At 43.9% G+C, this 13,376-nt stretch carries 6 protein-coding genes; all 6 read left to right on the top strand.

The window, feature by feature from the left end; all coding sequences use genetic code 11:
• Window positions 1–273: 273 nt before the first annotated feature.
• Genes C4F40_RS03960 through C4F40_RS03935 form a run of 6 tightly spaced genes read left to right on the top strand, consistent with a single transcriptional unit; the run spans window position 274 to window position 13,338 of the window.
• Window positions 274–3,444, top strand: a complete 3,171-nt coding sequence (locus C4F40_RS03960; RefSeq protein ID WP_231389910.1) for a SusC/RagA family TonB-linked outer membrane protein — start codon at window positions 274–276, stop codon at window positions 3,442–3,444.
• Window positions 3,445–3,455: 11 nt separating this feature from the next.
• Window positions 3,456–5,396, top strand: coding sequence for a RagB/SusD family nutrient uptake outer membrane protein (locus C4F40_RS03955; protein WP_196938064.1), 1,941 nt, complete (start codon window positions 3,456–3,458; stop codon window positions 5,394–5,396).
• Between the two features lie 39 nt (window positions 5,397–5,435).
• Entirely contained in the window at window positions 5,436–8,300 is a 2,865-nt protein-coding gene (locus C4F40_RS03950) for a SusC/RagA family TonB-linked outer membrane protein (protein ID WP_196938063.1), read from the top strand.
• A 25-nt stretch (window positions 8,301–8,325) separates the two neighbouring features.
• A complete protein-coding gene (locus C4F40_RS03945; protein ID WP_196938062.1) occupies window positions 8,326–10,095 on the top strand; it encodes a RagB/SusD family nutrient uptake outer membrane protein in 1,770 nt (589 codons plus the stop codon).
• A 20-nt stretch (window positions 10,096–10,115) separates the two neighbouring features.
• Window positions 10,116–11,150 (top strand): DUF5627 domain-containing protein, encoded by a 1,035-nt coding sequence (locus C4F40_RS03940; protein ID WP_196938061.1) that lies wholly within the window; start codon window positions 10,116–10,118, stop codon window positions 11,148–11,150.
• A 25-nt stretch (window positions 11,151–11,175) separates the two neighbouring features.
• On the top strand, window positions 11,176–13,338 hold the full coding sequence (locus C4F40_RS03935) for an endo-1,4-beta-xylanase (RefSeq protein WP_196938060.1): 2,163 nt from the start codon (window positions 11,176–11,178) through the stop codon (window positions 13,336–13,338).
• Window positions 13,339–13,376: the final 38 nt, after the last annotated feature.

Below are 13,376 nucleotides of genomic sequence, written 5' to 3'. Positions count from 1 at the left end.
ACGAAAAAGATATATATACTTTCGTATCATTATAAACTAAGTCGTCATCGACACTACCTTCTTAACTGTGGCTTAGTGAAGATGTGGACTAACAATAACAAACGTTAACCAATAAATCATTATGAATAAAAAACAAACGTAAAGCATTACATTTAAAAAGTTGATTGTCACGTAGTATGCAATCGCTTGCATACTACGTGACAATCGCACCAAACGCAGTACAGTTATAAACCAGTATAGAACGAATTTACCAATAATCAATTTAGATAAACTATGATGATAACACCTACATGTTCTCTTTTGAGACACTGGAAGAAACTTTGGGGCTTAGCCAGCCATATGCTTGTACTCCCATTTTTCTTATTATCAACCTTCGGTGCAACGTCCGCAATGGCGCAAGGCTACCGACAATTGACCGGATTGGTCGTCGACCAACAAGGCGCGCCGATCGAAAATGTTTCAATAACAGTAAAAGGTACCAACGTAGCCACGTCCACTAATGCCGACGGGGCATTCTCCTTACGGATTCCGACAAGCGGACAAGTGCTTGTCATCACTAAGTTGGGTCATGAACGAATTGAAATAGATATCCGGGATCAAAGCCAGCTTCGGATCATCTTAAACAATAATAACATCGAATTAGAAGAAACCATAGTCGTGGGATACGGCACACAAAAGAAGGAAACCGTAGTGGGCGCCATCTCTCAGACTACGGGAAAAGTGTTGGAACGAGCAGGTGGAGTCGCCAGTGTAGGTGCGGCCTTAACCGGTAATGTACCTGGTGTTATAACGAGCGCCAGTACCGGTATGCCTGGCGAAGAAGATCCACGTATCGTAATCCGTGGACGGAGTACCTGGAACAATACCGATCCCTTGATCATGGTCGACGGCGTGGAGCGCCCGATGAGTAGTGTCGATATCAGTTCGATAGAGACTGTCTCTGTCTTAAAAGATGCATCCGCTACTGCTGTCTACGGGGTACGAGGCGCAAATGGCGTTATACTGATTACGACAAAAAGAGGAAGAGAAGGGAAAGCTTCTGTACGCGGTACTGTGAACAATATCGTAAAAACGGTATCGCAGTTACCTGGTAAAATGGATTCTTATGATGCCATGATGCTCCGTAACCGGGTGATCGAAAACGAATTGGCACTATCGCCAAACAGTTGGGCCGCTTATCAACCACAATATATTATTGACAAGTACCGCTATCCGGCCAATCAGGCAGAAGCCGAGCGCTACGTCAACACCAATTGGGCCGAAGAACTTTTCAAAGGTCATGCTTTCTCACAAAACAGCAACGTCAATATTGCAGGAGGTACTAAATTCGTAAAATATTTTGCCAGTGCAGATTACCTGTACGAAGGTGATATGTTCCGCCAAAACGACAACAACCGCGGTTATGAAGCCGGCTATGGATTCAATCGTCTAAATATGCGTTCCAACCTGGATTTCCAACTCACGCCTACCACAAAATTTTCCGCTAATTTAGCGGGATCGCACGGCACACGCAAAAGCCCTTGGGGAGGAGGTAATAATTACGCATATTGGATCGCCGCGTACACTGTTCCACCAGATGTGATCTACCCGAGGTACTCTGATGGCACGTGGGGTTTTTACCAACCAGATTCACAGGTTGGTATTAATTCAGCACAAGCACTAGCGACATCTGGTATAGAATTAACAACCTCCAATCGTATCACAACGGATTTCATTTTAGAGCAAGATTTGGGCATGTTTGTTAAGGGCTTAGTCGCCCGAGGGAGCATGTCATTGGATAATGCCTTTGTTGAATCCGAACGAGGAGTCAATGATTTAAACAATGGTGTGCAAACCAAATGGATCGATCCCGCGACAGGACTGGCTATTTACGGTCAAAATATAGACGGGAGCCGTTTCGATTTCGTGCAGGGGATCAATTGGGCTCAACAATCGGGTTTGGTAGATAATAGCCAAACGTATAGGCGTCTGTTTTATCAGCTGCAGCTTGACTATGCGACACGTATTGCAGAAGACCATAATGTTACCGCTATGGGCTTATTCAATCGAAACCAATACGCGACAGGAAGTATGCAACCCTTTTTCCGCGAAGATTGGGTATTCCGCACCACCTACAACTACAAAGGCAAATATATGCTTGACTACAGTGGCGCCTATACCGGGTCGGAAAAATTTGCACGGGAATACCGATTTGGATTTTTCAATTCAGGTGGTATAGGCTGGTTAATTTCTGAAGAAAACTTCATGCAGGATCTCTCCTTTCTGGATATGCTAAAGCTTCGTGCTTCGTATGGAGACATTGGAGATGATAATGTGAACGGACGTTATCTCTACCTGACGCAATGGGCCTATGGCGGACAATCGCATATGGGCGTCATTGGCGAAGCGCCGGAACGCAGTACCTACACCTGGTATAAAGAAAACGAACTTGGAAATCCTAATGTACGCTGGGAAAAAGTACGAAAGACAAACTTTGGTGTTGATTTTGGATTTCTTAATGGCTTAGTTTCTGGACAAGTCAATGTATTCCACGATAAGCGTACCGATGTCCTGATTCCCGGCAACAGCCGTGCGGTACCCGATTATTTTGGTGTAAACGCACCTGTAGCCAACTTGGGTATTGTAGAGAACAAAGGATATGAGGTAGAATTCAAAGTTAACAAGGCCATCAACCAAAACTGGCGCGTATGGGGTGATTTTAATTTCACCCATGCCAAAGATAAAGTCATCGAAGGAGATAGTCCATTGCTTCTACCTGATTATCAAAGACTTAATGATAAACAAATCAGCCAGACTTATACTAACGTCAGCGCAGGCTATTACAATACCTGGGACGAGTTGTATTCGAGTACCATACATGATACCAACGATGGCAATAAGTTACCTGGCAACTACCACATTGTGGATTACAATGGCGATGGTATAATCGACACTAAGGATAATATACCCTACGCCTACCCCTCTACACCTCAAAATACTTATAATCTGACGGTCGGTTTTGACTGGAAAAACTTCAGCATTATGACGCAGTGGTATGGCGTCAATAATGTGACGCGACAGGTTGTTTTGGGAAGCTTTGATAGACAAAGAAATTTAGCCTATTACGAAGGATCCTACTGGTCTAAAGATCAAATCGACGCCGACGTACCATTACCACGCTGGCTCTCGATGGCCAGTTATACTGCAGCCGATCGCTTTATGTACGATGGCTCATATATCCGTCTAAAGACTGCAGAAATTGCGTATAACCTTACGTCGGAAAGCAACTTCATCCGCCGCATGGGCTTTCAGCATATCCGGGTATTCCTCAATGGGCACAATCTCCTGTTCTGGTCAAAAATGCCAGACGATCGGGAGTCAAATTATGCGGGTACTGGATGGGCTTCGCAAGGTGCCTATCCTACGGTGAAACGTTTTAATCTAGGCGCAAACATTACATTCTAACTGAAACTGTTATGAAACAATATTCAAAATATATTAAGATCCTACTGTCCTGCGGTATGCTAAGTTCCTCAACCATGATATCCTGTGAGAAATACCTAGACAAGGAAGAACAGTCGATCATATCCGAGGAGGAAGCATTTAAAAACTTCAATAACTTCCAAGGGTATACTGAAGAGCTATACCACTGTATTGTCAACTTCAGTAATCTTTATTGGACCAATTCTTGGAACTGGGGCGAGGATGAGATTACATCTACCGCGTCGGACTATCATTTTATACACAAGATTGATAACGGTAATTTTTGGGGTTGGCAGGCGCAACACGATGGCTGGGGTTCTGGCTGGATGGAACAGGGCGACTTTGCAACGCCATTTTTTCCTGACGACCGTAATATCAATAAGGACCTTTGGAATGCCGCTTGGTTTGGCTTACGGAAAATCAGCATCGGACTCGCAAATATGGACAAAATGAACGAAGCTACGCAAGAAGAACGTGATCTGATCAAAGGGCAGTTGCTTTTCTTTCGTGGTTGGTTTCACCATAGGCTAATGGAATACTTCGGTGGGATGCCCTATATCAATTACGTACTACCTAGTGATGAAAAGCTCACCCTCCCCCGCCTAAGTTACCACGAATGTGCTGACCTCGCTGCTGCAGATTTCCGCGAAGCGGCCAATCTTTTACCCATTAATTGGGACGACACTAACCCGGGCAAACGCACCTTAGGTAAAAATGCCCTGCGGATCAATAAAATTATGGCCTTAGGCTACTTAGGTAAAAACTACCTTTGGGCAGGTAGTCCCCTCATGAATTTTTCGGTTACAGGCAGTCGTACGTACCATACCGACTACTGTAAAAAAGCAGCAGAGGCATTTGGCGAGTTATTGACATTGACCGAGAGCGGGCAGGCGCCACACAAATTAGTAGAGTTCGAAAACTATCACCTCAATTTCTACACGATTAGCGAAAACTGGGCACTTCCCGGCAGTACCGAAGCTATTTTTAGAGGGCCTTACAATGCGGGTAACAATACACATTACGGAACGAGTAAACAATACATGCCAAGCATAATAACAGAAGGCGATGCCATCAAATTTTTGCCGACGTCTAATTATGTTAATTATTATGGCATGGCCAATGGCCTCCCGATCAAAGATATTACGCTAGCTGATGCGGAATCAGGTTATGACCCTCAATATCCCTGGAAAGGGCGTGATCCGCGTTTTTACCATGATATAATTTTTGATGGATTAACGGTCATAAAAGCAACAATACCTATTCCAGCTGATATAACAAAAGAAGAAGATAGAATAACGTATGAAAATGATCGTCGTTATGCACAATTATACAGTAACGGATCTTACCGCAATATTCAGAACGGCAGTCGAACGGGCTATGTTTTACGGAAATTTATTCCTTTAACGACAAATATCTATGACCGTGCATACGATTACGGTTCTAATATGCACATTTATGTACCCTATATGCGCCTAGCAGATGTATACCTTATGTATGCCGAGGCATCGTCAATGGGCTACGGTACAGCAACGGGGAAAGCGCCAAACTATACAAAAAATGCAGTAGAAGCCGTGAACACTATTCGAGACCGTGCAGGCGTAGAAGCTGTAAACAGCAAATTTTTGGGCTCGGCAGAAGTTTTCCTTGGCGAAGTACGTCGCGAAAGAGCAGTTGAGCTGGCTTATGAAGGCCACCGTTTTAATGATTTGAGAAGATGGTTACTATTGACAGAAAGTCCATATACAGTAAAAACAGCCATCCAATTTGATCGCGCGGGAACCTTTAATGCAGCCGATCCGAAAGAAAACCGTGTACTTAATATTCGGGAAACCGTTCTACTCGAAAGGAAATTCACCAACAAACATTACTGGCTTCCTCTAAAAGTGAATGATGTGAATATGTATCCTGAATTTTCACAAAATCCAGGATGGTAATCAAGGTAATCGATCCAATTCAATTTAAATGTGAAGACAATGAAGTATAAAAAAATAAAAATAGCATTGTGCGTAAGTATGGTTGGTTTGAGTACGCTTGACTCATCAGTATTCCGCTTATTTGCACATACCAACAATATGACATCGAATGCTGCATTAGTGCAATTGCAGGATAGTTTAATGGCAGATAGTGCGCTTGTACAGGTCGCCTTCCGAAAGGTCAAGAAACAGGATCTTATGGGCGAAGTGCAAGCGATCGATTTCGCTAAATTGCTTCAAAAAAATTACACGACATATAGTTTAGATAATCTTGATGCTTTAATATCAGGTTATAACGGAAACATTTGGGGATCGGGAGGCCATCTCGTTCTTGTCGACGGATTTCCGCGCGATGCGAACAACGTGATGCCTACCGAGATTGAACAAATTTCGGTCTTAAAGGGTGCCAATGCCATTGCACTTTATGGAAGCCGGGCGGCCAAGGGGGTTATTTACATTACCACCAAACGCGGAAAATCCGGCGATCAACGGATAGATATCCGAGCTAATGCTGGTATCAATGCGCCTATCAGTTATCCGAAGTACCTTGGATCGGCAGAATATATGACTTTGTATAATGAAGCTCGTCGCAATGACGGACTATCTAACCTTTATTCGGATGAAAGTATTTATCATCATGCGGCAGGGCTCAATCCATATCGCTATCCAAATGTCGACTATTATTCGTCTGATTATATCAAAAACAGCTACAACCGTTACGACGCTACTGCGGAAGTGTCGGGGGGGAGCGAACGCACACAGTATTATACCAATTTTGGTTTTTGGTCTGCCGGCTCCCTATTAAACATTGGAGAGGCTATGGATAACAACGCCTCCAATCGGTTTAATATGCGCGGAAATATCAACGTACAATTAAATAGCATCATATCTTTAAATGTAGATGCCGCAGCAAGTTTTTACACCTCCAAAGGCGTAAACGCGGACTATTGGGGTGCTGCTGCAACAGGTCGTCCACATCGGTTTTCACCTCTTATACCTATCGATATGATTGAAGAAAGTGACGAAAACTCCTGGATCTATGTTAATAACAGTAACTTCCTCGTTGATGGCAAGTATCTCTTAGGAGGTAGTCAACTAGACCAAACAAATGCATTCGCTAATATTTATGCAGGAGGAAACAGCCGGCATCTGAACAGGCAGTTTCAGTTCAATACCGGATTGGACTTCAATCTGAGCAGCGTTCTAGAAGGTTTAACATTCGAGACAGCCATGGCCATTGATTATCAGAACCAATACAACCAATCGTATAATAACAGTTATGCGATCTACCAAGCAGCCTGGAACAACTATGACGGGAGAGATCAAATTAGCAATCTGACGAAATATGGCGACGATCGGATTTCAGGGGTGCAGAACATTGGCGGAAGTGCCTATCGGCAAACTTTGGGTTTTACGGGGCAATTGAATTACTCCCGTACCTATAATGATCGACATCACGTGTCGGCTATACTCTTGGCAAATGCCTTTCAGATCGGACAGTCGCAACAATACCACAAACAAAGTAATGCGAATCTAGGTTTACATCTGGGGTATAATTACGCCAATAAATATTATATAGATTTCAGTGCTGCTCTGCCCCATTCTGCAAAATTGCCACCGGCAAAACGCAAAGCCATTTCCCCTACCCTTTCCATGGCATGGCGACTTAGCGAGGAGGACTTCATGAAAGACCACAGCATCTTTAATAACCTTCGGTTAATGGCATCAGCAGGAATAGTGAATACGGATCTGGATATTCAAGATTATTACTTGTATCAGGGCTATTACACCTTCAACAATGCGGCATGGTATAGTTGGCGGGACGGTCAATTAGTACATACATTCGATCGCTTTCGCGGCGAAAATATGGATATGCGTTACCCCCAACGCCGGGAAGTTAGCTTCGGTGTAGAAGCCGGTATGTACAACAACCTCGTAACTTTTAACGCCTCCTATTTTTATAATCAGATGCATGGTATGCTGGTGCAGCCTGCCACTTTATATCCCATGTACTTTATGTCCTACTGGCCGAACTATTCGGATATGCCGTTTGTAAACTTCAACGTAGACGAGCGTCAGGGTGTCGATTTTGGCGTCAATGTGAACAAATCTTACAACAACAGCTTTTTTTCCTTAGGTATGACGGGTCTTTACTACGATACCAAAGCCTTAAAGCGCGATGAGTTATACGAAAATGCCTATCAATACCGCACCAACAAACCGCTCGATGCGATCTGGGGACTTCAGAGTCAAGGATTTTACAGCGATCAAGCCGATGTGGATAATGCAGCACTAAGCACATTCGGTGAAGTTAAGCCCGGCGACATCAAATATATTGATCAAAACGGAGACGGAACTATTGACACCCGTGATGAGATATATTTAGGAAGAGGCGGATGGGCAGGAGCACCATTTTCCCTAGGCTTTAACCTTACCGCCAAATGGAAAAATCTGACCTTTTTTGCTGTAGCTACGGGAAGATACGGTGCTTATGCCATGAAAAATAGCTCTTACTTTTGGATGGACGGCGAAGACAAGTATTCTATCTTGGCGCGCGATCGCTGGACCGAAGAAACGAAAGAAGCTGCTACATACCCGCGCCTAACGACCGCTATCAGTGATAATAATTTCCGCAGTTCAGACTTCTGGATGTATAAAACGAATCGTTTCGACCTTTCGAAGGTTCAGATCTCATATGATTTTCCGAAAAGTACATTAGGAAATGGAATCGTTCGTGAGTTAGGCGCCTATGTGAACGGCTTCAACCTAATGACATTTGCCAAAGAAAAGGAAACCATGCAACTGACAATAGGTGGTGCTCCACAAACGCGATTTTTCAATTTTGGTGTGAAAGCTTTATTCTAATCTGCAGACTCCTAAATAAATTGACATGAAAAAAACATTATTTATATTCAGTATCGCTTCTACATTATGTTTCACCTCGTGTGAAGATATGTTTTCGCCTGCCATTGAAAATATACTCGATATCGAAACAGCTTACGATAGACCGTTATATGCACAGGGTCTATTATTAAATGGGTATACACGTGTACCCACAAATAGTTGGTCTTTTAACGATGTAGCCACCGACAACGCTGTTACTAATGATCGTGCAAGCGATTACTTGAAAATTGCCACCGGACAGTGGACAGCGATCAACAACCCTTTCGATCAATGGCGTAACAGTAAGTCGGCAATACAGTACCTTAACAACTTTCTAACGTTGACCGACAAGGTGCAGTGGGCAACAACAGAGCCGGTTACCGCTATGTTTAATGACCGTATGAAAGGTGAAGCTTACGGTCTCCGTGCCCTCTTTCTGTTCCATCTACTCCAGTCACACGCCGGGAAAAGCAACAGCGGCGAACTGCTGGGTGTACCTATTGTACTCGAGCATGAAACATTGGAGTCTGATTTCAATCATCCCAGAGCGACGTTTGAAGATTGTATGCAACAGATCTATGCAGACCTCCAAAAAGCAGAGGATTTATTGCCCTTAGATTACGAAGATATTTCGTCGGAAAGCCAAATCCCAACGAAATATCAAAGCATCGGGATTAATGTAAGCGATTACAACCGGGTTTTTGGAGATCATTTTCGGCTACGGATGACTCGGCGGATAGCCCAAGCCATAAAGGCTAAGGCTGCCCTACAAGCCGCCAGTCCAGCCTACAGTAGTGGCAACACAACCACCTGGGCTGACGCAGCCAACTATGCGGCTCTAGTTATTCAACAAAAAGGAGGTGTAGCGGGCATAGATCCACAGGGCGCGTTATTTTATCAATCGGCAAGTGTGAATACGATGAATGAGGGGCGAAATACGGTCGAAATCCTATGGCGCGTGGATCGTGGTGATGTGACATCAAACTTAGAGGCAGACCATTTCCCACCAACATTATTTGGTCGTGGTCGCCTGAATCCGACACAAAACCTTGTCGACGCGTTTCCCATGGCCAATGGATACCCTATTAGTGATGCCGCCAATAGCGGATATGTTGCCACTGCACCTTATGATAATCGCGATCCGCGTCTCAAAAATTACATCGTTGTAAACGGAGGTACCTTAGGTGTAAATAATACAGCCATCAATACCGCTGTGAACAGTCCAACCAATGATGGGCTCAACAAGGTAGAAACGTCGACACGTACCGGATATTATTTACGTAAGCTCCTCAGAACAGACGTAAACCTCAACCCTTCCTCTGTATCCGGGCAGTATCACATCACGCCCCGGCTCCGCATGACAGAGATTTACCTTGCCTATGCCGAGGCAGCCAATGAAGCTTGGGGACCTATGGGCATAGGTACACATAGCTTTTCCGCTTATGACATCATCAAAGCGATCCGCACCCGTGCCGGTGTAGGTACAACAAACGGAGACCCTTACCTAGAACAAGTCAAAAACGACAAAGATTTGATGCGCCAACTCATCCGGAACGAACGTCGTTTGGAATTATGCTTTGAAGGCTTCCGTTTCTGGGATATCCGGAGATGGAGCGAGAATTTGACGGAGGTGGCAAAGGGTGTCAGTATCCAAAATAATGCATATAACATTATCAATGTTGAAAATCGTGTATACGAGTCCTATATGCTTTACGGACCTATTCCTTACAGTGAAACACTTAAGTATAACAACCTCGAACAAAATAACGGATGGTAAACATTTCTAAACAAAACAACATGAAAAAAATACATATATTTTTCACGATGCTACTTTTAGCATTTACCTCCTGCAAAAATCAGGATTGGGAATTTCCGGATTTCGAATACCAAACGGTATATTTCGCCTATCAATATCCCGTGCGTACGATCACCATGGGGGAAGACATCTTCGACACATCCCTGGATAATCAGGGCAAGGTAAATGTTATGGCAACGACGGGCGGAGTATACAGCAATAAGGGGGATATCACGATAGATTTTGTTGTAGACAATGCCATGACGAACAACATGACATACGCTCCAGGAGGTACTGATATACTACCACTTCCCAGTAATTATTATACTCTCGCTTCCAATAAAATTGTTATTTCAAAGGGTAAACCCTCAGGCGGTGTAGAAGTACAGCTAACCGATGCTTTTTTTGCAGACCCCAAGGCAATCAGTCGAACCTATGTCCTTCCCATCCGTTTAACGGCAGTATCTAGTGCAGATTCTATTCTATCCGGTACTCCCGCAGCAGGTAGTTTACTGCGCAAGGCGGTGGCCGATGACTGGGATGTCGCTCCAAAAGATTACACCTTCTACGCGATCAAATATATCAACACCTGGCATGGGAATTACCTGCGCAGGGGACAAGATGTCATTGTTGGAAAAAACGGAAACACTTCCCTTAGCCAAACGCAGGTCAGACGCGAAGCATTCGTTGAAAAAGATGAAGTAAAGAGCGTGTCTACACAGTCTCTAAAGAACACCATACTTCCGCTTACATTCAAGGACGTGGATGGTACAAACATCAACTTTAATCTCATCCTGTCTTTTGATAACAACAATAACTGTAGCGTTAGCTCAGGTACAACAGGTATCACGGCATCCGGTAATGGCAAGTTTATTAAAAGAGGAGAGAAAAATAGTTGGGGCAATACCGATCGCGATGCGATGTACCTGGAATACCAGATCGATATGGCGCAGATGCGTATCAGCACAAAGGATACACTGGTTATGCGCGACAGAGGTGTTAAAATGGAAACATTTTCTGTGGGTCTAAAACCTTAATTCAACCAATTAATCACGTAGAAATATGAACCGAATTAATAAACGAATTGGATATAGCCTGCTTGCAGGCATCCTATTAAGTTCATGCGCCAAGCATGAAATGTTAGACTACTTCGCGGAAAAGCCAGAAAGTGTCATCGCACAGGAAGATATAGACTCGTATGCACCATTGATCTCTTACCTGGATAAAGATGCCAATCCCAGTTTTAAATGGGGTGTCGCATTGAATATGGATGATTATCTCAATAAAGGGGTGATGTACCGCCTCGTAAATCGCAATTTTGAGGAAATGGTGATGGGATACGAGATGAAACATTCCTCCATCGTACAAGCAGATGGTTCACTTAACCTGAGCAAGCTAGAGCGATTGGTTGCAGCAGCTAAAGAAAATAACATGGCTCTTTTCGGCCATACGCTCACTTGGCACTCCGGACAGAATGCGACCTATTTAAATAGCCTGATTGCGCCCATAGTAATACCTGGAAGTGGTGGGCCTTCCTTAGATCCCAGTGTTATTGCCAACACCGATTTTGAAACCGATATAAGTGGATGGTCCGGATGGGGAAATAGCTCAACACATGAACAATCGGCTAATGGAGAAGGATATGACAACATTGGCCATGCACTTAAGATTACGAACCCATCGCCAGTTAATTCTTGGGAAGCACAACTTGCCTATGATTTTACGAACCAATTAGAGGAAGGATCGACCTATGTATTATCACTTAAAATTAAAGGTTCGAAAGCCGGTCCTATAGGAGCCGGCTTCCAAAACCCGGCTAATTATAGCGGCCAAGGCGATTACCCTGCTCTGGCTATTACAAACGAGTGGAAAGAAATCAAGTTATCAACGATAATTTCTGGACCAAATGCAAAACGATTTCTAGTTAATTTCGGAACGTTTGATGGTAGTATATGGATCGATGATATTACCATTCGTAGAGAAGATCCAAACGGCGGATCCAACGGTCCATCAGAAGGAGGCTATGCGTTAAAACTGACAAATCCTACGGTCGTCAACGCCTGGGAAGCCCAAACAGTCCATGATCTCACAGGTATGGAGAATAATACCGAATACATCTTGAAAGTGGCAGCAAAAGGCAGCAAAACCGGAAACATTAGCTTTGACCTGCAAAGCACAGCTGACTATCAAGGCAATGGCTTTGGTGCGATAACTTTAACGACAGATTACAAAGAGTACGAACTTAAACTCACGACTACCGCCTTGCGCAACCGCTTTATTATTAATCATGGCCAATACGACGGCATCACATATATCGACAATATCAGTCTGACGAAAGCGGGAAGCAATACTAATCTCCTTACGAATGGAGATTTTGAGAATGGCATCAGCCCCTGGGGTGGATGGGGTAACAACTCCACGCGTTCACACTCTGCACAAGGTGAAGGATATGGTGGTCCGGGTGGTAGTATAATTGAAAAAACACCGGAGGAGAAAAAATCAATTATCACCGATGCCCTCGAAACTTTTATTGCAGGGATGTTATCGGTTACCAAAGATTATGTCAAGGCTTGGGATGTGGTCAACGAACCCATGTCTGACTGGCCAGATCAGTACGCATTGAAGACCGGCGTCGGTAAAGCCGAATTGGCAGAAGATGAATTCTATTGGCAAGATTACCTCGGTAAAGACTACGCCGTCCAAGCGATCCAATTTGCTAGGCAGTACGGTAATCCAGAAGATATTCTTTTCATCAATGACTATGGTTTAGAAGGTGCAGGCAACAAATGTAAAGGTTTAATTGCCTATGTTGATTACGTAGAAAGTAAAGGCGTAACGGTAGATGGTATCGGTACACAAATGCACATTGACATCAATACCAATAAAGATAACATCATCAACATGTACGAATTATTGGCTGCCACCGGTAAATTGATCAAAGTATCCGAGCTTGACATCGGTTTGGGCGACGGCATTAAAACGCCGAATGCAACCGCCGAAATGTACCAAAAACAAGCGGAGATGTACAAGTTTGTGATCGAAAAATACTTCGAGATCATTCCGAAAGCCCAGCAGTATGGTATCACCGTTTGGAGCCCTTTAGATAGTCCCGACAATCAATACTCGTTCTGGAGAAGAGGAGAGCCAATCGGTATATGGTCGGAGACTTTCGTCAGAAAACCGGCCTATCAAGCTGTAGCAGAAGCACTAGAAAAACAAAAATAACGATATACTGTTTCCGTTAGAAGCACTGGAACAGTTTT

The organism is Sphingobacterium pedocola (assembly GCF_015209965.1).
Lineage (GTDB): Bacteria > Bacteroidota > Bacteroidia > Sphingobacteriales > Sphingobacteriaceae > Sphingobacterium > Sphingobacterium pedocola.
Note: the sequence above shows the minus strand (reverse complement) of the source record. Positions and strands in the feature narration are given on the sequence as shown.

Coding starts and splice junctions, on each gene's coding strand:
- C4F40_RS03960 (WP_231389910.1), top strand. CDS start 274: ATGATGATAACACCTACATGTTCTCTTTTGAGACACTGGAAGAAACTT.
- C4F40_RS03955 (WP_196938064.1), top strand. CDS start 3,456: ATGAAACAATATTCAAAATATATTAAGATCCTACTGTCCTGCGGTATG.
- C4F40_RS03950 (WP_196938063.1), top strand. CDS start 5,436: ATGAAGTATAAAAAAATAAAAATAGCATTGTGCGTAAGTATGGTTGGT.
- C4F40_RS03945 (WP_196938062.1), top strand. CDS start 8,326: ATGAAAAAAACATTATTTATATTCAGTATCGCTTCTACATTATGTTTC.
- C4F40_RS03940 (WP_196938061.1), top strand. CDS start 10,116: ATGAAAAAAATACATATATTTTTCACGATGCTACTTTTAGCATTTACC.
- C4F40_RS03935 (WP_196938060.1), top strand. CDS start 11,176: ATGAACCGAATTAATAAACGAATTGGATATAGCCTGCTTGCAGGCATC.